We start from the raw sequence: 21,316 nt of genomic DNA, 5'->3' as shown, positions 1-21,316 counted from the left end.
CATGAGGGTCTTACGCGAGCGGATCATGGGCACCGACCTCCTGCTCGTGCTGCCGCCGCAGGAGCAGGCCGCGGTGCTGACCTGGCTGCGCGACGTGGAGCGGACCTTCAGCCGGTTCGACCCGGCCAGCGACACCAGCCGGGTGAACGCGGGCGGCCCCGTCGTGGTCTCCGAGCTGTTCCTGACGGTGCTGGACGAGGCGGTCGGCCACTTCGGCGCGACCGGCGGGCTGTTCAACCCCTTCCTCGGCGCCGAGCTCGTCCGGATCGGCTACGCGAGCGACTTCGCGCTGGTGGGGACGCCCGAGGTGGCAGCGACGCCCGTCCCCGCCGGCGTGCCTTCGGTCCATCTCGACCACGACCGCCGCGCGGTGACGCTCTCGCCCGGCCTCGCGGTCGACCTCGGCGGGTTCGTGAAGGGGTGGAGCGTGCAGCGGGCCGCGGAGGCCGCGCGCGTGCCGTACGGGATGATCGACGCGGGCGGTGACCTGGTCGCCTGGCGGCCGGAGGGCGGCCCGCCCTGGCGGGTCGGGGTCGAGCACCCGCTGCGCGAGCGGCCGGCCGGCGTGCTGGAGCTGGCGGCGGGCACGACGGCGGTGGCCACCAGCAGCGTCGTGCGGCGAAGCTGGCGCGACCGGACGGGCGCCGGGCTGCACCACATCATCGACCCGCGCACCGGCGGCCCGGCCGATTCCGACTGCGTGCAGGCCACCGTCATGACCGCGGATCTGGCGGCGGCCGAGGTCTGCGCCACCTGCCTGATCCTGCTCGGCACCCGGGAGGGGCCGGAGTGGCTGGCCGGGCAGGACCCGGCCGCGGAGTGGATCACCGTGGACCGCGACGGCCGGGTGCGCTCGTCGGTGGCGCTCGCATGACGCGGGTCGTGGTCGCGGGCGTCGTCTCATTCCTGCCGCTGCTTCCCCTGGCGCTGCGCGCCTCCGACCTCGGCGACGTGGCCGGCCTGGCCGGGATGGCCGGCGCGATCGTGATGTGGTGGCAGGTGCTGCTCGGCGTCCGGCAGATCGCCCACCGGATGGGGGACGACCGGCTGGCGTCGGTGTCGCTGCACCGGTGGCTGGGCGGCTGCGGGACGTTCCTCGTGCTGCTGCATCCGCTGCTGGAGACCGTCGTCGACCGGCAGACCTGGGCCTACATCCTGGTGCCCGACTTCACGTGGGCGGAGTCGGCGTACGCCTCGCTGGGCCGCGTGGCCTTCCTCATGTTCCTGGCACTCTGGCTGACCAGCACGCTGGCGCGCTACGTGATCAGGCACCGCGCCTGGCGCTACACGCACTACCTGTCCTATCCGCTGCTGACGCTGGTGTTCGTGCACTCCTGGGGCCTGGGCTCCTACCTCGGGGAGACGCCGTGGCTGATGGCGTACTGGCTGGCGTTGTTCGCGGTGTTCGCCGGGGTGGTGGGCCGGCGGTTGTCGGTGCGCGCCTGGGCGCTGCCCTACCGGCTGACCCGGGTGGAACGGTTGTCGCCGACGGTCCGCGCCTACACGGTCGAGCCGCTGGGCCGCCGGGTCAGGCCCCTTCCCGGGCAGTTCTGCTATTTACGCACCGGGCTCACCAGCCGCGCCCACCCCTTCAGCGTCGTACGCGGTGGAGCCCGGCTCACCTTCGCCGTCAAGGACGCCGGCCGCTTCACCGAACGGCTGCGCGGCCTCGCCCCCGGCGCGATCGTCTACCTCGACGGGCCCTACGGCACCTTCACCCGCGAGGCCCAGAACGGCGCGCACCGGCCGGCGGTGCTGATCGCCGGCGGCATCGGCGTGACCCCCTTCGTGGAGCTGGCGCGCCAGAACGGCGACCTGTCGCTCGTCCACGTGGTGGCCTCGCCGCAGGAGGCGGTCTTCGGCGCGGAGCTGCGCGACAGTCTCGGCGACGGCTACCAGGAGGTGGTGCGCCCGGCCCGGCCCGCCATCCGGGTCACCCCCGGCGCCCGCTACTTCATCTGCGGCAGCCCCCGCTTCGTCGAGACGACGACCGCGGGCCTGCGGGGCAGCGGCGCCCGCAGGGACCAGTTGTTCACCGAGCGGTTCGACTGCTGATCGGCGGGCGAGTGCTCGGCGTCGGAGAGTATCCGGTGCTGCAGCCGCCTGGCCTCCGCCGACGGCTCCAGCCCGAGCTCCTCATCGAGGATCCTGCGCAGCTCGTGGTAGGCGACCAGCGCCTCGCCCCGACGCCCCGACCGGCACAGACATTCGATGAGACGCAGGTGGTACCACTCGTTGAGCGGATTGAGCGCGATCAGCGTACGCAACTCCGCCACCAGCTCCCGATGGTGGCCGAGTCGCAGGTCCGCCTCCAGCCGCAACTCGACGGCGCGGTTGCGGATCTCCTCCAGGTAGGTGAGATGCCGGGCCACGACCGGCCCGGGGGTGACGTTGGCCAGGGCGCGCCCCCGCCACAGGTTCAGCCCGTCACGCAGCCGCCGCGACGCCTGCTCGGCGGCGCCGGAGGTCATGAGCTGGCGGCCCTCGGCGACGAAGCCGGAGAACACCTCCGCGTCGAGCTGCCCCGGCCCCACCCGCAGCAGATATCCGGTCGGCTCGGTGACCAGCATGCCCGCCACCGCGTGCGTGGCCGGGTGGGCGGCCAGCGCCGAGCGCAGGTTGTAGACGTGGGTGCGGATCGCGCCCACTCCTCCGCCGCGACCCTCCCACAGCTCCTCGGCGAACGTCTCCACATCGACGACCTCGTTGGCACGCAACAGCAGCAGGGCCAGGACCTGGCGTGCCTTGCGCCCTTTGGGCAAGGATGACCCTGCGCCTGTGCGCACTTCCAGCGGACCGAGAACATTGAATGTGATCATCACGTGTTCTTCCGTCAGGTGCGTACTCTCGAGAGAGAGCCCGTTCTGTCGGATGGTACGACGACGACCCCCGCCCATCCGGGTCCCCGGCGGCGGACGCTGCCCCAAAGCGGAAGGGGCATGTGTCATAGGTGGTATAAGGCGGGCCGTAAGAACCGGGCGCTGTCACCCTTGGCTGGAGTCGGGCCGCGCGACCCCAGACCTACGGTAGCGCGGTGGACACCGAGAAGATCCCTTTGCCCGTCCTGGTCGTGGGCGCCGGCCCCACCGGACTGGCCCTCGCGACCGAGCTACGCAGGCAGGGCATCACCTGCCGGATCATCGACCGTTCCCTCGACAGGCCCGCCCACCAGGCCAGGGCGGTGGCCATGTGGCCGGGCGCCCTGGACGTCCTGGCACGGCACGGCACCGCCGCCGACGTGATCGACGCGGGTGTGCGCATGACCGCCGCCCGCTACTGGTCGGGCGCCAGGAACGTGGCGACCGTGCGCCTCGGCGACTGGCGCAACGGCGGCCCGACCATGCTGGGGATCACCCAGCCCGCCGTCGAATCCGTCATGATCGCGAAGCTGCGCGAGCTCGGCGTGGCGGTGGAGTGGCGTACCGAGCTCGTCGGGCTCACCGACCACGGCGACCGCGTCGACGTACGGCTCGACGGCCCCGGCGGGCTGGAGGAGCTCAGCGTCGCCTGGGTGGTCGGCTGCGACGGCGCGCACAGCAGCGTGCGCGAGTTGTCCGGAATCCCCTTCGCGGGCCGTACGTACACGCAGAGCTTCATCCTCGGCGACGGCGCGGTGTCAGGGCCCGTTCCGAGCGGCGAGGCGCACTACCACCTGCACCCGGACGGCGTGCTCGTGCTGGTGTCGCTGCCGGGCGGCGAGCTGCGCGTGTTCGCCGACGCCACCACGGCCGGCGCGCTCGACACCGCGCCCGGGGTCGAGGACCTGCAGCGGCTCGCCGACGAGCGGGCCCCCTACCGGCTGGAGATCAAGGACCTGCGGTGGAGCACCCGCTTCCCCGTGCACATGCGCCAGGCGGCCGCCTACCGCTCCGGCCGCTGCCTGCTGGCCGGCGACGCCGCCCACGTGCACAGCCCGGCGGGCGGCCAGGGGCTCAACACCGGCATCCAGGACGCCGCCAACCTGGGCTGGAAGCTCGCCCTGATCCTGAACGGGCACGGCGACGCCGAGCAGCTCCTGGACAGCTACGAGGCCGAGCGCTCGCCCGTGGCCGCGCAGGTGCTGCGCGCCGCGCACCAGCAGACGCGGCTGTGGACCGTGCGCTCACCGGTCGCCCGCTTCCTGCGTGACACGCTGCTCGGCCTGCTCGGCTCCGCCGGGCTGCTGGAGCGCCGCTTCGTGCCCGCCCTGACCCAGGACGACCTCGACTACAGCAAGAGCCCGGTGGTCGGATCGCGTGGCGGTCGCCGCGCGATCGGCGCCCGCGGGCTGCCCGACGTCACCGTGACCCCGCTGCGCGGCGGCGACCCTGTGCTGCTCAGCAGCCTGCTGGCCGACCCGCGGCACACCCTGCTGGTCATGCCGGGCATGGACCCGCTCACGCTGCTGCCGGATCTGGAGCCGCTGTCCGACCGGGTCGTGCCGCGCGTGCTGGTGTCCAAGGGCAGCGCGTACGGGGAGCCGTACCGGGTGCCGGGCGGCTTCGCGGCGCAGGGCCCGTTGCGCGGCGCGAAGCTCATCCTGGTCCGCCCCGACGGCTACGTCGCCGACGCCGTCACCGACGGCGACGTCGCCCGGCTCATCGCGCCCCTGACGGCCGAGGGGAGTTCCCCCCGTGTGCGCGCCTGAGACGATCATGGCCGCGCTGGAGGGCGCGCCCGAGCCCGAGCCGGCCTGCGCCAGACGGCAACTCCTGCGCGGCGGACTGGCCGGGCTGTTCGGCGCCGCGGCCCTGGCCGTCCTGCCCCAGCAGGCGGAGGCGGCCACCGGGCTGCGCGCGGGCAGGGTCCTGGACCTGACGCACCCGCTCAGCCCCGACTTCCCGGTCTTCGAGATGTACGTCCGCAAGCCCGCGCGCCGCCAGGTCATGTTCGAGGAGGTGATCGGGTTCAACACCGCAGAGTGGACGATCAACGAGCACACCGGGACGCACATGGACGTGCCCGCGCACTCCAAGAAGGGCCTGGCCACCGTCGACCAGGTGCGGCCCGAGGACCTCGTCGTCCCGCTGTGCGTCGTGCGCATCGGCGAGCGCGCCGCCCGCGACAACATCACCGAGCTCACCGTCAAGGACCTGCGCGAATGGGAGCGCAAGAACGGGCCCATCCCCGAGCGCGCCTTCGTCGCCTCCGACAGCGGCTGGTACAAGCGGGTCGGCGACCCCGACGCCTACCTGCAGTTCGACCCGCTCGCCCAGGTGATGCGCTTTCCCGGCATCAGCCCTGAGGCCGCCGACTTCCTGATCAACCAGCGCTCCATCGTCGGGTTCGGCACCGACACCAGCAGCCTGGACGTCGGCACCCGGCGCGAGCCCCTCGTCCACCGGATGTTGCTGACCACGGGCAGGTACGGGATAGAGAACCTGGCCGCCCTCGACACCGTGCCCGATCGCGGCGCGCAACTGGTCGTGGGAGCGGCGAAGCTACGCGGGGGGTTCGGCGCGCCCGTGCGGGCGCTCGCGCTGTTGTGAGCGAGCGGGCGAGGAGGTCATGACGCGACCAGCACGGTCAGCGGAATGACCTCCTCGCCCGCGTTTCCGCGTACGCGGACGGCGACCTCCCACACCCCGCTCATCGGGAACAGGTCGCCCACCGCGCGGAAATGGCCGGGCTCCACGCGCTGGGCCGCCTCCTCCGGGGTGGCGTGGCCCATCTGCGGCATCGTGGCCGACACGACGACCTCGTCCGCGCCGCCCCGGTCCACGACGATGTCGGCCGTGCCGGTCCCGTCGATGGTGAGGGTGACGGCATAGCGCGTGCCCGCGCCGTGCGCCGTCACCGGCCCCGGCCGCACGAGGCAGCCGACGACGACGGTCATGGCCGCCGCGACCAGGCAGGCCGCGGCCAGGATGCGTCTCATCACGTGTCGCTCTCCGTCCCGACCGTGATGGTGAAGGGCACGGTCTCGATCGTGGAGTCCCTGGCGTACTGCGCCCAGGCGAAGTACGTGCCGGGGGCGGGGAAGCTGAAGGTGAAGGTCAGCGCCGACGTGCGGGTGGGTGTGGCGTGCAGGTGGCCCAGGAAGGCGCCCTTCCTGTCGCGCACGATCAGGTGGCCGGGCATGCCGAGCCAGGGCTGGAGGCGGCCGGTCACGGGGATCTCGATCGTCGTGGGCCGGCCTGCCACCGGCCGCGCCGGCACGATCACCGGCACCACGGAGGACACGGCACGCGTCGCTTCGCCCGCGGACGTGCCGGTGACGGTGAACTCACCGGCGACGAGCTGGCCGCCGGAATCGGTGCGCTCCAGCTCGGCGTGGGCGAGGTAGCGGCCGGGCCGGTCGGCGCGCAGTCGTACCGCGAGCCGGCCAGGGGCGAGCCTGACGGGGTGGAGGTGGCGGAAGTACGTGCCGTCCTCGCTGGTCACCACCACGTGGGCCATGGCCTCGTGATGGAGGACGAGGTCGTCGGCCGGGCGTCCAGTGGACCCGTCCACCAGGTCCATCAGGAGCGTGAACTCCGCCCCTGCCGCCGGCCGTGCCGGCTGCGTGCCGAAGGTCGCCATCAGGTACGGCCTCCCGCCCACGCCGTTCTGGGCCGGCAGCTCAGGAGCGGCGCCCTCCGGCACGGGCAGAGGGAGCTGCGGCGAGACCACCGCCACGGTGAGCGCCACCACCCCCGCCACCGCACCGGCGCGGACGGCCATGGCGGGACCCCGTCTCGACATCCCGCCCGTCAGCAGCCCGGCCACCACCAGGATCCCGGCCACGTAGAAGCCGCCGTGGATGACCAGCTCCCACGGCGACGTCGCCGGAACCAGGACGCGGACCGGCAAGAGGGATCGCTCCCCGGGCGTGCGCACCTCCAGCTCGTACGGCCCCGCCCGGTAGACCTGCATGCTCGTCCGATAAGGGCCCACCCGGCCCGCCACCAGCCGCATCGACGCGTGGACCGTCCGCCCGGTCTCGGTGGACCGCAGCGTCAGCTCGATCGGCAGGTCGGGGACCGGGCGGAACGCCTCGATCTCCACCACGGCGGGCGCCGGCGTCCTGCTGACGCCCCGCACCGTGATGGTCAGCTCGGCGCCGGCGATCGTCTGGGCGATCCGCAGATCCGCTCCCGGGGCGACCACGTGCGCGCCGGCCGGCACCGGCCACAGCACGAGGAGCAAGAGCAGCAGGAGGAGCGGAATCCGCATCAGGGCAGGTAGCGCTTCAGGAAGGCGCGCTCGTGCACGGTGAAGCGCCGCGGCTTGGCGGTGTGCGGGTCGAAGGCCATGATGATCGAGCGGGCCTCGGCGAACACCCCGTCGTCGGAGCAGATCTCCGCGGCCAGCTCGCAGCTCACCCGGTTGATCTTGGTCACCCACGACTCGATCCGCACCATGCCGTGCCGGAACCTGAGCGGCCTGCGGTAGTCCACCTCGTGCCGGACGATGGCGACACCCACCGCGGGCAGCCCGCTGCGGTCCTCCGGCGGCGCGCCCGCGTAGTCGAGGAAGAGGGCGATCCTGGCGTCCTCCAGGTACTCCAGGAAGCGCACGTTGTTGACGTGGCCGTGGGCGTCGATGTCGGAGAAGCGCACCTGGCGGTGGTAGACGTGCCGCTTGGGGATGTGCCGCACCTCGATGGGCCGGGCGGGGGCCGTCATCTGGGCGACGGCATCGGTCATCAGACTCTTGATCGCGTGGGTGTCCATGGTGCTCCCGGTCGTTGAAGTGAAGGTCGTCGGGTGGTCATGGAGCGGAAGGGGATCAGGGTGAGCAGCGCCACCACGGCCACGCCGAGTCCGGGAAGGAGCGCGGTGCCCATTCCGGTTCGCGAGAAGTCCGTGGCCGCCCAGAGGGTGGAGGCCAGGGTGGCGCCGAGGATGTAGCCGAGGCCGCGGGTGAGCTGGAGGTGACGGGCCGACCGGTCGGGTGAGCCGCCGGCCATGATCAAGGAGTGGGACGTGCCGCCGTACAGGCCCATTCCCGCGCCGACCAGCGCGAGGCGGAGTGCCACCTCGGCGGCCGACCACGTGGGGGACAGGGGCAGCAGGAGCGCCACCCCCGCGGCGGCCAGGACGGCGCCGGCCAGGGCGACGGCGCGTGGCCCGAACCGGCCGGCCAGGCGGGCGCCGGCCGCACCGGCGACCATGAGCCCGAGGGGCAGGCCGAGCACGGTCAGGCCCACCAGCGGCAGCGCCGCCTGCTGCACCTGGCCCTGGAACAGGAAGAACGGGCACAACACGACCACCAGTGCGTCCAGCGTGGCCAGCATCATGACGGCGAGCAGAGCGGGCACACGCGAAGGCGGCTCCATCCGCTCGAAGAGGCCCGGCGAGGTGACAGCGAGCGCGCCGGAAGCCGGTGAGGTGATAGCCGATGGGCTGGGAGTCGATGGGGTGAGAGCCGATGGGCTGGGAGCCGATGGGCTCGGAGTCGACGGGGTGAGAGCCTGCGCGCCGGGAGTCGATGGAGTGGAGGAGAGGACGTGGGCGGTGGGGGCGGGCGCGTTGGGAGTCGTCGGGGCGGGGGCGAGCATGTCGGGGACTCGGGCGGTGAGGGCGAGGAGGCAGAGGGGGACCGGCAGGAGGAGCAGGCCGCGCCAGCCGAGCGGGCTGACCAGCCCGCCGCCCGCCGCCGCCCCGATGAACCCGCCGAGCGTGGCGCAGACCGCCGCCACCGCGAGCCCGCCGGCCCTGGGGCCGGGCCCGGACACCGCCAGGACGGCGGCCAGGACCATGAGCAGGGCGGCGAAGGCACCCAGCAGGACCCGCCCGGCGAGCAATGTGACGATCTCCGGGGCCAGGGCGCACAGCCCGGAGGCCACCCCGAACCCGGCGACGCCCAGCAGCAGCGCCCGCCGCCGGTCCAGCCGCTCCTGCAGCCGCCCCACGACGGGGACGAACAGGGCGGCGGCGAGCGCGTACCCGAGGACGACCCAGCGGCTGACCGCCGTCGTCGTGCCGAGGTCGCCTTCGACGGCGGGCAGGACGACGTTCCCCGCGCTGAGGTTCAGCGTCAGGGCGAAGGTGATCAGACCGGCCGCCACGACCGGGGAGCGCAGGTTGATCATGACGGGTACGGCCCGAGCTCGATGCCCGCCGTCGCGAGCCGCTTGCCGTACTGGTGCAGCTCCAGCGCGACGTTGACGCGCCCGTCCACGGCCCCGGTGATCTCCGCCGAGCACTCCAGCAGCGCGCCGAACTCGCCGAAGGAGCCGAAGGTCGTCGAGCAGCCGAGCACCGCGGCTGAGGGCGAGTCCAGCGCCCCGGCCCGGCACGCGGCGACCACCGCCGACTGCCGGAACCCCTCGACGATGAACGGTCCCGGCACGTGGTCGTAGGCGTGGTCGAAGTAGGACGGATGGGTGGTGTCGATCACGTACGGGAAGCGCTCGCCGTCACCGATGACCACGTTGCGCCGGTCGCGCCGCCCGACGAGCGCCGGGTCCAGCGGCGTGGGCGCGACGGCGGCCGGATCCGGCGCGGGCTTCTTGGCGATCTGGAACTCGCGCAGCGCCGCGAAGTCCTCCCGCCCGAAGAAGACCACGTCGCCGCTGAAGCTCATGGCGGTGGCCGAGCCGATCGTCAGCTCCCCGGAAAGCGCCATGTCGCCGAAGTCGCCGACAGGCGCGGACTTGCCGCTCACCCGGTACCGCAGGACGCCCTGCAGCGGCGAGCTCTCGTCGTCCCGGTACGCGGCCAGGTCGTGCACGCGGAACTGCCAGCGCAGCAGGCTGAACGGCAGCCCGACCGGCACCCCGAAGTAGCGGTGCAACACGACGAACGACCCCTGCCGGGCCGCCTCCGCAGTGGAGAACGGGTCATGGAAGGGGACGAGCCGGTCGAACCAGAGGCTGTGCGCCCGCGGCACCTGTACGGCCACCAGATGGTCGCCGTCGGCCCCCGGCGCGGAGTCGGTGACGAACACCTCGCCCACGGCCTGCCGGTGGGCCAGGGCGCGCGGGACGGTCTGGTCGAAGGTCAGCTTCTCGTACGGGTCAGAGGTCAAAACGGACTCCTCGTGAGTACGTGGCTGGGCGTAAGGCGTCGCCAGAGCGTGTCCAGCACCTCGCGCTCGGCGGCGTCGAGGTAGAAGTGGCCGCCGGGGAAACGTACGGACGTGAAGTTCCCGCTGGTGTGGCGGCCCCAGGCGGACAGCTCGGCTGCTGAGACGGTCGGGTCGTCCACGCCGCCGAGCGCCGTGATCGGGCACGACAGCGGCGGCCCGGGACGGAAGACGTAGGAGACGGCCAGCTCCAGGTCGGCGCGCAGGACGGGCGCGAAGAGCCGCAGCAGGTCGGGCGAGGCGCGCAGCGCCCCGGGGATGCCCTGGTAGACGCGATCGACGGCGTCGATCAGCTCCTCGTCGCCGTCGGGTAGCGTCAGCGGGTACGGCGTGGCGGGCGTGGCGCGGGCGGAGACCACGAGGTGCTCGGGCGCCCGCCCCGCCAGGGTCAGCGAGCGCGTCACCTCGAAGGCCAGCAGCGCGCCGAGACTGTGCCCGAACAGCGCCACCGGCCCCGGCACGTGGTCGAGCACGGCGTCGGTGATCTCGGCGACGAGCGGGCTCCACCGCCGGGCGAACGGCTCGCCCGCCCGGGTGGCGCGGCCGGGCAGCGTCGCCCCCCACACCTCCACGTCCGGGGCCAGGCCGGTGATCCAGCGGCGGAACATCCCCGGCTGCCCTCCGGAGTGCGGGAAGCACACCAGGCGCAGCGCGGCGGCCGGGTTCTCGCCGAGGCAGGCCAACGCGGTCATCAGCTCTCCTTCGCGATCATGGTGGCCAGGTCGAGTGCCGTGCCGCCGTGCATGACGCGCAGCAGTGCCTGGAGCGGCACCGAGACGCCGAGCTCGCTCTCCGCCTGGCCCTTCAGCTCGACGATCACCAGGGATTCCAGGTTGAAGTCGGCCAGCGGCCGGTCCGGGGGCACCTGCTCCACGTCGTCGAGGCCGAGGGCGTCGGCGATGCGGCGCCGTACGAACAGGGCGATCGTGTCGGCGCGTTCAGCCAGCGGGACGGTCGCGGCCAGGTCGGCCCGCTGAGGGGCCTCGCCCAGCCAGTGGCGGCGCCGCTGCCAGGGATAGGCGGGCAGCGGCACGCCGGCGGGCGCCTCACCCAGCACGGCCGCCCAGTCCACCTCCAGCCCGGCGCGGTAGAGGTCGGCCAGCGAGCGGTCGAGCGTGTCGGCGGCCGGCCGGCCGCGGCGCAGGCTGCCCACGGCCCGGTAGCGGACGCCGGCCTCCTCCAGCGTCTCGCCGAGGTCGCGCAGCAGGACCGGGTGCGGGCCGATCTCCACGAAGACCGTCACGCCCGTGGCGGCGATCGCGGAGACGGCGGGGGAGAAGCGCACCGCGTCACGCAGGTTGCGTCCCCAGTGCGCCGCGTTGAGGTGTTCCGTGTCGATCAGGGCGCCGGTCACGGTCGAGTACATCGGCACCGTGCCCCGGCCGGGCCGCAGGTGCGCCAGTTCGGCGGCCAGCAGCTCGTCCTGGCCGTCCAGCATGGGGCTGTGGAAGCCGTAGCGGGCGGGCAGCCTGCGTACGGTCGCGCCGAGCCGTTCCGCTTGGGAGCAGAGGGCCACCACGGCCTGCCGCTCGCCGGAGACCACGGTGGAGCGCGGCCCGTTCACCGCGCCGATGCCGACCCGGTCGGAGCCGATCAGCGCGCGTACCCGGTCGGGCGGCAGCGCGATGCTCGCCATCGCGCCGCCCGCCGCGCCCTCCTCGGTCCGCCGTGCCCGGCGCAGCAGCAGGTCGAACGTCTGGGCGCGGGTCAGCGCGCCGGCCGCGCACGCGGCGACGACCTCGCCCATGCTGTGGCCGGTGACCGCCGACGGCTCGACCCCCCAGGACCGCCACAGGGCGGCCAGCCCGAGCTGGAGCGCGCCGATCGCGACCTGCGCGACCTCCGTCTCGGCCAGGCGGTCGCCGTCGGTGAGCTGCTCCAGTACGGACCAGCCGGCCAGCTCGCGGACGACGGCGTCGCATTCGGCCACCTCCGCCGCCACCACCGGCTCGCGCCGCAGCAGCTCGGCGCCCATGCCGGGCCACTGCGAACCCTGGCCGCTGAAGACGAACGCCACCCGGGGCGGCCTGGCCGGTATGGCGCCGCGGCCGCCCTCCACCTCGCCCAGCCGGGTCACGAGCTCGGCCGGGTCCTCGGCGGTCAGGCACAGCCCGTAGGCCATGTGCGTGCGCCGCGTCCCGGCCGCCGCGCACACGGCCGCCGCCTGCTCGGCGTCGCACCCGGCCAGGCGGTCGGCGTACGCCCTGGCCAGCGCGACCAGCGCGGCCGGGTCACGGGCCGACAGCGGCAGCACGAGCTTGCCCAAGGCACCATCGGCCTCGGGTGAAGCGGGCGGCGCCTGCAGGATCGCGTGGGCGTTGGCGCCGCCGAAGCCGAACGAGCTGACCGCCGCCAGCGGCGCGTGCTCCTCGCGGGCCAGGCCGGTGAGCTCGGCCGGCGCCGCCAGCCTGCTGCCCGCCAGGTCGATCTCCGGGTTGAGGCGGCGCAGGTGCACGTTGGGCGGCACCTGCTCGTGCTCCAGCACCAGCATGGCCTTGATCAGGCCAGTGACGCCCGCCGCGGCCTCCTGGTGGCCGAAGTTCGTCTTCACCGAGCCGAGGGCGCACGGCAGCGAGCCGCCGCCGTACACCTCGCGCAGCGCCTCCACCTCGATCGGGTCGCCCAGCGGCGTACCCGTCCCGTGCGCCTCGATGTAGGTGACCTCCTCCGGCCGCACGCCCGCGTCGTCGAGAGCGCTGCGCAGCAGGTCCGCCTGGGCCCGGGGGTTGGGCGCGGTCAGGCCGTTGGTACGGCCGTCGTGGTTGGCCGCCGTGCCGCGGATCACGGCGCGCACGCGCCCGCCCATCCGGCGATCCGCGGCCAGCGACTCGCGGGTCAGGACGAGGACGCCGCACCCCTCGGCGCGGATGATCCCGTCGGCCGCGGCGTCGAACGTACGGCACCGCCCGCCAGGCGCCATCGGCAGCACCTTCTCGGTGACCAGCGTGGAGATGGGATTGAGGATGACGTTGACGCCGCCGGCCAGCGCGATGTCGCAGTCGCCCTGGCGCAGCGCGCGTACCGCGAGGTGGACGGCCATCAGTGAGGAGGAGCAGGCGGTGTCCACGGCCATGCTCGGGCCGCGCAGGTCCAGGAGGTAGGACAGGCGGTTGGCCAGCACGCTGTGCGCGCCGCCCGGGGCCGTGTAGGTGTTGATCGTGGCCGGCTCGTCGTACTGGAGGGTGAGGTAGTCGCTGTTGTAGACGCCCAGGAACACCCCGGTGCGGGTGCGCTGAAGCGTCTCCAGCGGCAGCCCGGCGTCCTCCATCGCCTCCCAGGCGACTTCCAGTGCGAGCCGCTGCTGCGGGTCCATCTTGGCCGCCTCGGCGGCCGAGATGCCGAAGAAGGCGGCGTCGAAGCCGTCCACGTCGGTCAGCAGCCCGGCCCACCGGCCGTTCTCGGGCCGGTCGGCGGGCTTGGGGCGGTGGCCGTCCAGCGTGTCGACCGACGGCGTGACCGCGTCCACGCCGTCGCGCAGCAGGTCCCAGTACGCCTCTAAGTCCGCCACGTCGCCCGGCAGGCGTACCCCGGCGCCGAGCACCGCTATCGGCTCGCGGGCCGCGCGCTCGGCGGCGGCCAGACGGGCCCGGGTCTCGCGCAGTTGCACCAGGGCGCGCTCTAGAAGTTTGCGCTGGTCAGTCATGCCGTCCCCCCCTTCAGATCGAGTTCCTCGGTCAGCAACGCGGCCAGCTCCTCGTCGTCGAGCCCGCTCAGATCAGCGGGTACGTCCGGCTCTTCCCGCGTCTGTGCGGGTTGCGGGTCGCCGAGCCGCTGGGCCAGGCCGTCGGCCAGCGCCTCCACGGTCGGGAAGGTGTAGACGACGGTGGCCGACAGCCGCAGGTCCAGCCCCGTCTCCAGCCGGGTACGCAGCTCCATCGCCATCAGCGAGTCGAAGCCGAGCTCCTGCAGCGGCACGGAGGTGTCCACGCTCTCGGGGCCCCTCCCCAGGACGCCGCCGACCTGCTCCAGCAGGAAGCGCCGCAGCACGTCCAACCGGCCCGCCGCGCCGGTGGCGGCCAGGGCGGCCGTCCGTACGGCGCCGCGTTCCGCTCCCGTGGCCGGCCTGTCGGCGCTCACCTGGCCCGCCAGCATGCGCGCGAGATCGGGACCGAGCCCGGCCCTGCCGAACGCCGCCCAGTCGAACGCCGCCGCCACCAGGTGCCGCCGGCCGCTGCCGAGCGCCTCCTCCAGCAGGTCCAGCGCGACCTCGGGCGACAACGGCGGCAGGCCGCGCGCGGCGAGCCGGTCGACGCCGCCCGCCTCCACGGCCAGGCCGGTGCCCGACCAGGTGCCCCAGTCGATGCTCTGCGCGGGCAGGCCGAGGTCCGCGCGGTGCTCGGCCAGGGCGTCCAGGAAGGTGTTGGCCGCCGCGTACGCACCCTGGCCCGGCGAGCCGAACAGGCCGGCGAGCGAGGAGAACAGCACGAAGTGCTCCACCGGCAGGCTCGTCGTCAGCGTGTGCAGGTTCCAGGCGCCGGCTGCCTTGCCCGCCAGCGCCCTGTGCAGGAGGTCGTCGTCGATCGTGGTGATCAGCGCGTCCTCCAGGACCCCCGCCAGGTGGAACACCCCGGCGAGGTCCGCGGGAAGCGCCCCGGCGAGCTGTTCCGCGTCGGCCAGGTCGACCTGTTCGACACGGACCTCCGCTCCCGCCGCCCGCAGCTCGTCCAGCGCCGCCCGCGCCCGCGGGCCGGGCGAGGTGCGACCGGCCAGTACGAGCCTGCGCGCGCCCTTCCCCACCAGCCAGCGCGCGACGTGCAGGCCGAGGGCGCCGAGCCCTCCGGTGATCAGGTACGGACGGTCAGCCCTCACAGGCACCGACCCAACTGTCAGCCCGCCGTCCGCGCGGCCCTCCGGCGTGCCGGTCAGCCCGCCGTCCATACGGCCTTCCGGCACGCCGTTCATGCGGCCTTCCGGCACGCCGTTCATGCGGCCTTCCGGCATGCCGTCCATGCGGCCATCGGGCACGCTGGGCAGTTCGCTCTCGGCCGGGGCCGGTACGAGCTTGGGCTCGAGCAGACCGCCGTCGCGTACGCGCAGCTGTCCCGGGGTGTCCTGTGCGCGCAGCGCCGCCACCAGGGCGTCGAGGTCGGCACGCGTGGGTGAGCCGGGCAGGTCCGCCACTGCGGCGGCCAGCTCGGGATGCTCATTGGCGATCACCCGGCCGAGGCCCCAGACGACGGATCCGGCCGGGTTCGCCGTCAGCAGCCACAGACGGGGAGGCTGCCCGCGCCACGTCCTGAGGATCAGGTCACGAACCAGCCGCAGCGTCCCCGCCGCGTGCCGGCCCAGCGCCGCCGCCGCGTGCTCGCTCAACGCTCCCACCGCGTGCTCGGGCAACGCTCCGGCGCCCTCCGCACGGTCGTCCGCTACGTCGCGCAGTTCCGCACGGTTGTCCGGTACGTCGCGCAGTTCCGCGCGGTCGGGTGGCGTGCCGGGCAGGTCGTTCGCGGACGTGGCGCGGGTGTCCAGGACGCCGCGTAGTCCGCCGTACCGGGTCTCCGCCTGCTCCAGCAGGTCGTCGAGCGGCCGGTCCCCGGTGGCGAGGAGGTAAGGCTCGCCCGCCGCGGCGAGTCGTTCCGCCAGCCGGGCACCCACCGAGGCGGGAGACTCCGGCTCGGTCAGCACCAGCCAGCCGCCCCGGCCTGTGACGGCGGGTCCGGCGGTCAGGGGCTGCCAGCGCAGCGTGTAGAGCCTGCCGTCCTCGGCGGGACGGCGTCGGATCAGGCGGATGCGCAGGCCCGACACCGCCCAGACCGGCTCGCCCGCCTCCGACGTCACGGTGACGTCGGCGACCAGCTCGCGCGTGCCGAGTTCGCGGATGACGGCGTGTGCCCGGCCCCGCGATACGGCCTCGCCGCCGCGCGACCACACGCGCCCGGCCCCGGCGGGCAGAGGGAGCACCCCGGAGGAGAGGGCGCCGCCCGCCGCCGCCGCGACCGTGTGGAAGCAGGCGTCGAGCAGGGCGGGATGCAGCGGAGAAAGACCGCTGTCCAGCCCGTCCGGCAGGCGGAACGTCCCCACCGCCTCCCGGTCGCCGGTACGCAGCTCGGTCAGCCCGCGAAAGCGCGGCCCGTAGGCCAGCCCGGCCGCCGCCAGCCGCTCGTACAACTCGGCGACCGGCACGCCGCCTGGCAGGTCACGGGGGGCCACCAGGGAGGGGTGGACGGCGTCCTCGACGACGGTGCCGCGGGCGTGGACGACCGGGCCGCCGCCGCGGTCGGAGGTGATCACGAAGGAACGCCGCCCCGGCCCCGACGGGACCATGGCGAGCTGGAGCCCGGCCTCACCGTCGGCCGGGCAGGGGTGCTCGAAGGTCACATCCTCCAGCACCACACTCCCCGAACCCGCGCTCTGGGCGGCTCCGGGACCCGGTCCCGCGCCTTGGGCGGCTCCGGAGGCCGGCCCCGCGGCCTGGGCGGCTGCCGCCAGCCAGTACGCGCCCGGGACCAGCGGCACGCCGTCGGCGACGTGGTCGGCGAGTTCCGGTGCGCCGCCGGGCAGCAGGGGCCACAGGCGGAGGGCCGGCTCGGCGCCCACCTTGATCCGGGAGCCCAGCAGCGCGCCCCCGGAGGCGGGCGGGACGGCCGCGCCGGGGGTGGCGCGGAGCAGGGGGAAGCGCTGCCGGTCCCATCCGTGGGGCGGCAGGGGGACATGGACGGCGCCGGCGTACAGGGCGTCCCATGCGATGTCGGCGCCGGTCGCGTACAGGGAACCGAGGGCGCTGAGCAGGGCGCGGGCCTCGTGCTCGTCGCGGCGTACCGAGGAGATGATCGTGACAGGACGGCCGAGGTGGACGGAGAGTTCGGCGATCGAGCGGGTGAGCACCGGGTGCGGCGCCACCTCCACGAACACCTCGTGCCCGGCCGCGATGAGCTGCTCCAGCGCGGGCGAGAAGAGCACGGGCTCGCGGACGTTCCGCTTCCAGTAGGCGGGGCCGAGCTCGGGGCCGGCCGCGGGCTCCGCGGTGACCGTCGAGTACAAGGGCGTGGTCGCGGGCTGCGGGGAGAGCCCGTTCAGGGCCGTGAACAGCTCCTCCTGCAGGGGCTCGACCTGCGGGCTGTGCGCGGCGAAGTCGACGGCGACCCGCCGGGCGAACACCCCGCGCGCCTCCAGTTCGGCGATCACCTCGTCCAGCGCCGCGGGATCGCCGGACAGCACGGTGGCGCGCGGCCCGTTGACGGCCGCGACCGAGAGACGGTCACGGCGGCCCGCGAGTGCCGGCTCCACCTCCTCGGCGTCCAGCTCGACCAGCGCGAGGCCGCCCTGCCCGGTGAGCCGGGTGAGCAGCCTGCTGCGCTCGCAGACGACGCGGGCCGCGTCTTCCAGCGACAGCGCGCCGGCCACGTGCGCGGCGGCGATCTCGCCCATGCTGTGCCCGATCACCGCGCCCGGCTCGACGCCCCACGCCCGCCACGTCTCGGCCAGCGCCACCTGGTACGCGAACAGCGCGGGCTGCACATGCGCGGTGCCCCGGGGGGTCAGGCCGCGTTCGTCGTCCCACAGCCGCTCGCCCAGCCAGCGGCCGATCGCGGCGTCGCATCTGCGGATCGCCGCGCGGAAGGCGGGCACCGCGTCGGCGAGCTGCCGTCCCATCCCCTCCCACTGGGCGCCCTGCCCCGGGAAGACCAGCGTGGGCCGCTGGGCCCGGCGCGTGCGCACGGAGGTCTCGTCGCGGTTCTCGGCGACCGCGGTCATCGCGGCCGCGAGCTCCTCGGGGGAGGAGACGACCACGGCGGCACGGTAGCGGTCGTGGTCACCGCGCAGCGCCGCCGCCCCGGCCGCCGCGGACAGCCAGGTCAGGTCGCCGGGCCTGTCGCGCGCCAGGCCGGCCAGCGCCGCCGCCCTTCGCCGCAGGGCCGTCCGGGAGCGGGCGGAGACCGGGAACAGGTACAACTCGCCCGAAGCGGTACGGTCCTGCTCCGGCTGCCGCGGCGGCGGCGCCGACGACAGGACGACATGGGCGTTGGTCCCGCCGAAACCGAACGAGCTGACCCCAGCCGTGGCAGCGCGCGGCGACCCCGTCTCGGGACGATCCTGCGCCGTCGCGCCGCCCGGCGACCCCGTCCCGGCACGGTCCTGCGCGGTGGCGCGGTCCGACGGCCAGGGCCCGGCGTGGTCCTGGACGACGACGGGCAGGCGGTCGAGGCCGAGCAGCGGGTTCGGCTTGGTGAAGTGAACGGTCGGCGGCAACTCGCCGTGGTGCAGCGCCAGCGCCGCCTTGATCAGCCCGGCGACCCCCGCCGCGGCCTCAAGGTGCCCCACGTTCGACTTGGCGGACCCGATCCGCAGCGGCCGCGAGGCGGGCCGGCCGGGGCCGAGGACCGTGGCCAGCGCCGCCACCTCGATCGGGTCGCCGACCGCCGTACCGGTGCCGTGCGCCTCCACGTAGTCGACCGTCGCAGGATCGACCCCGGCGGCGGCGTACGCCGAGCGCAGCACCGCCTCCTGCGCCGGGCGGTTCGGCGCGGCCAGGCCGTTGGTGCGCCCGTCCTGGTTGACCGCGCTGCCGTGGATCACGGCGTAGATCCGGTCGCCGGCGGCGAGCGCGGCGGACAGCGGCCGCAGCAGCACCACGCCCGCCCCCTCGCTGCGTACGTAGCCGTTGGCCCGGTGATCGAACGGCTTGCACCGTCCGTCGGGCGCCATCAGCCTGCCCTTGCTGAAGCTGAGCGCGATCCGCGGGCTGGTGATGACGTTGACCCCGCCGGCGAGCGCGAGATCCGCCTCCCCGGCCCGCAGCGCCTGGCAGGCCAGGTGCACGGCGACGAGCGAGGAGGAGCAGGCGCTGTCGACGACCATGCTCGGGCCGCGCAGGTTGAGGACGTACGACAGCCGGTTGGCGATCACGCTGAGCGCGGCGCCGGTGCCGTCGTACGCCTCCGCCTCGGCGCCCGAACTGAGCAGCGTGGCGCCGTGGTCGTAGGTGGAGGCGCCGACGAACACCCCGGCGCGGGTGCCCGACAGGCTCGCCGCGGGTACGCCCGCGTCCTCCAGCGCCTCCCAGGCGACTTCGAGGAGCAGGCGCTGCTGCGGGTCCATCCGCGCGGCCTCCCGGGCGGAGATCGCGAAGAAGTCGGCGTCGAAGCCCTCCACGTCGCCGAGGAAGCCGCCCCATCGGGTGTTCATCCGGCCCGGCCGGTCGGGATCGGGGTCGTACAGCGCAGCCCCGTCCCACCGGTCGCCCGGCACCTCGGTGATGGCGTCCACGCCTTCGAGCAGCGCGCTCCAGAAGCGTTCGGGCCCGTCCGCGCCCGGCAGGCGGCAGCCGATGCCGACGATCGCGACGGGTTCGCCGCTCGGCGCGGACGGGCGTACGGGCTGCTGCCGCTCCTCCGACGAGGTGAGATGGGCGGCCACCGCCTCGATCGTCGGGTAGTCGTAGGCGATCGTCGGAGACAGGGAGCGCCCGCTCCAGCGCTCCAGGTCGCCCGCGAGCTCCACCGCCTGCATGGACGAGAGCCCGAGCTGGGAGAACGGGGTGTCGGGCGACAGGGTGCCCGCCGGCGCCGACAACAGCTCGGCCGTGCGGTTGAGCAGCCACTCGACGGCCTGCTGATGGGTGGTCATGGCGCTCCTTCGAGCTGGAGTGCGGCCCTGGCGGCCGTGAGCGCGCCGCTCTCGTAGGCGGCACGGCAGGCCCGCCGCTGCAGCTTGCCGCTGGAGGTCTTGGGCATGGTTCCGGCGGTGATCAGCGCGACCTCGTCGACCTGTACGCCGTGCGCGCCGGCGATGGCGGTGCGCACGGCCGGGCCGATCCGCGCCAGTTGCTCCTCGGTGACCTCGGGTCTGACCTCGGCGACCACGACCAGCGGCGAGTCCCCGAAAGCGATCACGCAGCCGCGCCTGACCAGGGGATGCGCCGACTCGGCCGTCGCCTCCAGGTCCTGGGGATAGTGGTTGCGCCCGCCGACGATGATCAGGTCCTTCAGCCGACCGGACACGAACAACTCGCCGTCGTGCACGGTCCCGAGGTCGCCGGTACGCAGGAACGGGCCCTCGAAGGTGTCGGTCAGGCGGGCCCCGAAGACCTCCTCGGTCTCCTTGGGCCTGCCCCAGTAGCCCTCCGTCACGTCGGGGCCGGCGATCCAGATCTCGCCCACGTGCCCCGGCCGTACGGGAAGACAGGTCTCCGGGTCCACGATCTCCAGCAGGCGGTGCCGTCCCGGCCGGCCGGAGCCGACGACGCGATGGCCGCCGCCGGTGACCAGACGGCCCTCCTGCAGCGCGTCGAGATGCACGTCGAGGGTGACGGCGCCGGCTCCGACGGGGGAGCCGGTGGCCATCAGCGTGCACTCGGCCAGGCCGTAGCAGGGGTAGTGGGCGCGGGCGTCGAACCCGTGCGGCGCGTAGGCGGCGGTGAACGCCTCCAGCGTGCTCGCGCGCACCGGCTCCGCGCCGTTGAACGCGATCCGCAGGCTGCTCAGGTCCAGGTCCTGCCGATCCTGTACGGGCACACGCCGTACACACAGCTCATAGGCGAAGTTCGGCCCGCCGGACACGGTCGCCCGGTAGGTGGAGATCGCCCGCAGCCAGCGGATCGGCTGCTGGATGAACGCCAGCGGCGGGAGGATGACGGCCTGGCAGCCCGCGTACAGGGCGAGCAGCACGTTGCCGATCAGCCCCATGTCGTGGAAGAGCGGCAGCCAGCTGACGATGACGGAGTCCTGGCTGAAGTCGCCGACCTCGTGCAGGAGCCGCTCCTGCGCCAGCAGGGCGCGGTGGCTGACCATGACGCCCTTCGGGGAGGCGGTGGATCCCGAGGTGTACTGCAGGAACGAGATGTCCGCCGGGCCGGCCGCGACCGGCTGGAAGGCGGCCCGCGTTCCGTCCACGTCGTCGGCCTGGATCCATTCCAGGGCGGCGATCTCGGGCGAGCTGTCGGCGATGAAACGCGCATAACCGTCGGGGCCGGCGAAGATGACCAGCTTGGGCGCGCAGTCCTGGGCGATGGCCCGCAGGTTCGCGGTTCCGCGCCGGGCGTCGAAAGGCATCGGGGGGTATATGGGGACGGCGATCACACCCGCGTACTGACAGGCGAGGAAGGCGCGGATGAAATCGGCGGAGTCGGGCGCGAGGATCAGGGCGCGCTCGCCGGGACCCGCGTGTTCGGCGAGCCGGGAGGCCAGCGCGCGAACCTCCAGATCGAGCCGGGCGAAGGTGAGCGCGTGGGATTCATGCTCGCCGTCCGGAAGAAAGCGGTAGACAGTATCGGAGGCGTTCTCCCGGGCCCGGAAAGCGAGTAACTCCCCGAGTGTCTCAGCAAAGGGAATCATGCGCCGCAATATATCCAGCCCGGGAAATGATGAGAATGGCTTTGACGGGGACG

Annotated in this window: 14 protein-coding genes; 4 read left to right on the top strand and 10 right to left on the bottom strand. The window is 74.0% G+C overall.

Features of this window, described 5'->3' with window-relative positions; genetic code table 11:
• The first annotated feature begins 1 nt into the window (after position 1).
• Both ACFPZ3_RS37790 and ACFPZ3_RS37785 read left to right on the top strand, forming a co-directional pair.
• Positions 2–874, top strand: a complete 873-nt coding sequence (locus ACFPZ3_RS37790) for an FAD:protein FMN transferase (RefSeq protein WP_379519137.1) — start codon at positions 2–4, stop codon at positions 872–874.
• Positions 871–2,055 (top strand): ferric reductase-like transmembrane domain-containing protein, encoded by a 1,185-nt coding sequence (locus ACFPZ3_RS37785; protein ID WP_379519136.1) that lies wholly within the window; start codon positions 871–873, stop codon positions 2,053–2,055. Before ACFPZ3_RS37790 ends, ACFPZ3_RS37785 begins: the two co-directional genes overlap by 4 nt.
• On the opposite strand, the gene ACFPZ3_RS37780 is transcribed toward ACFPZ3_RS37785, so the two are convergent.
• The gene (locus ACFPZ3_RS37780) at positions 1,950–2,762 is read right to left on the bottom strand and encodes an AfsR/SARP family transcriptional regulator (RefSeq protein ID WP_379519135.1); all 813 of its coding nucleotides are present in this window, start codon (positions 2,760–2,762) and stop codon (positions 1,950–1,952) included. The two genes, ACFPZ3_RS37785 and ACFPZ3_RS37780, sit on opposite strands and share 106 nt — an antisense overlap.
• Positions 2,763–3,034: 272 nt before the next feature.
• On the opposite strand from ACFPZ3_RS37780, the gene ACFPZ3_RS37775 reads away from it, so the two are divergent.
• A complete protein-coding gene (locus ACFPZ3_RS37775) occupies positions 3,035–4,627 on the top strand; it encodes an FAD-dependent monooxygenase (RefSeq protein WP_379519134.1) in 1,593 nt (530 codons plus the stop codon).
• Positions 4,614–5,468 carry a cyclase family protein gene (locus ACFPZ3_RS37770; RefSeq protein ID WP_379519133.1) on the top strand — a complete coding sequence of 285 codons (855 nt, stop codon included), beginning with the start codon at positions 4,614–4,616 and terminating at the stop codon, positions 5,466–5,468. Before ACFPZ3_RS37775 ends, ACFPZ3_RS37770 begins: the two co-directional genes overlap by 14 nt.
• 17 nt (positions 5,469–5,485) lie before the next feature.
• On the opposite strand, the gene ACFPZ3_RS37765 is transcribed toward ACFPZ3_RS37770, so the two are convergent.
• From ACFPZ3_RS37765 to ACFPZ3_RS37725, 9 genes are read right to left on the bottom strand one after another with little or no spacing between them, the layout of a single operon-like run.
• Positions 5,486–5,860 (bottom strand): hypothetical protein, encoded by a 375-nt coding sequence (locus tag ACFPZ3_RS37765; RefSeq protein WP_379519132.1) that lies wholly within the window; start codon positions 5,858–5,860, stop codon positions 5,486–5,488.
• Complete coding sequence (locus ACFPZ3_RS37760) at positions 5,857–7,134, bottom strand: hypothetical protein (RefSeq protein ID WP_379519131.1); 1,278 nt, start codon at positions 7,132–7,134, stop codon at positions 5,857–5,859. The genes ACFPZ3_RS37765 and ACFPZ3_RS37760 overlap by 4 nt, the downstream gene beginning before the upstream one ends.
• Complete coding sequence (locus tag ACFPZ3_RS37755) at positions 7,134–7,607, bottom strand: acyl-CoA thioesterase (RefSeq protein WP_379519130.1); 474 nt, start codon at positions 7,605–7,607, stop codon at positions 7,134–7,136. Before ACFPZ3_RS37755 ends, ACFPZ3_RS37760 begins: the two co-directional genes overlap by 1 nt.
• Positions 7,607–8,995 carry an MFS transporter gene (locus ACFPZ3_RS37750; RefSeq protein WP_379519129.1) on the bottom strand — a complete coding sequence of 463 codons (1,389 nt, stop codon included), beginning with the start codon at positions 8,993–8,995 and terminating at the stop codon, positions 7,607–7,609. The genes ACFPZ3_RS37755 and ACFPZ3_RS37750 overlap by 1 nt, the downstream gene beginning before the upstream one ends.
• On the bottom strand, positions 8,992–9,933 hold the full coding sequence (locus tag ACFPZ3_RS37745; protein ID WP_379519128.1) for an AfsA-related hotdog domain-containing protein: 942 nt from the start codon (positions 9,931–9,933) through the stop codon (positions 8,992–8,994). The genes ACFPZ3_RS37750 and ACFPZ3_RS37745 overlap by 4 nt, the downstream gene beginning before the upstream one ends.
• Positions 9,930–10,682, bottom strand: coding sequence for a thioesterase II family protein (locus tag ACFPZ3_RS37740; protein WP_379519127.1), 753 nt, complete (start codon positions 10,680–10,682; stop codon positions 9,930–9,932). The genes ACFPZ3_RS37745 and ACFPZ3_RS37740 overlap by 4 nt, the downstream gene beginning before the upstream one ends.
• Positions 10,682–13,633 (bottom strand): type I polyketide synthase, encoded by a 2,952-nt coding sequence (locus ACFPZ3_RS37735; protein ID WP_379519126.1) that lies wholly within the window; start codon positions 13,631–13,633, stop codon positions 10,682–10,684. Before ACFPZ3_RS37735 ends, ACFPZ3_RS37740 begins: the two co-directional genes overlap by 1 nt.
• A complete protein-coding gene (locus tag ACFPZ3_RS37730) occupies positions 13,630–19,557 on the bottom strand; it encodes a beta-ketoacyl synthase N-terminal-like domain-containing protein (RefSeq protein ID WP_379519125.1) in 5,928 nt (1,975 codons plus the stop codon). The genes ACFPZ3_RS37735 and ACFPZ3_RS37730 overlap by 4 nt, the downstream gene beginning before the upstream one ends.
• On the bottom strand, positions 19,554–21,263 hold the full coding sequence (locus ACFPZ3_RS37725; protein ID WP_379519124.1) for a fatty acyl-AMP ligase: 1,710 nt from the start codon (positions 21,261–21,263) through the stop codon (positions 19,554–19,556). The genes ACFPZ3_RS37730 and ACFPZ3_RS37725 overlap by 4 nt, the downstream gene beginning before the upstream one ends.
• Between the last annotated feature and the right edge of the window lie 53 nt (positions 21,264–21,316).

The organism is Nonomuraea insulae (genome assembly GCF_042656245.1).
This window is presented reverse-complemented; position numbering and strand designations above follow the sequence as displayed.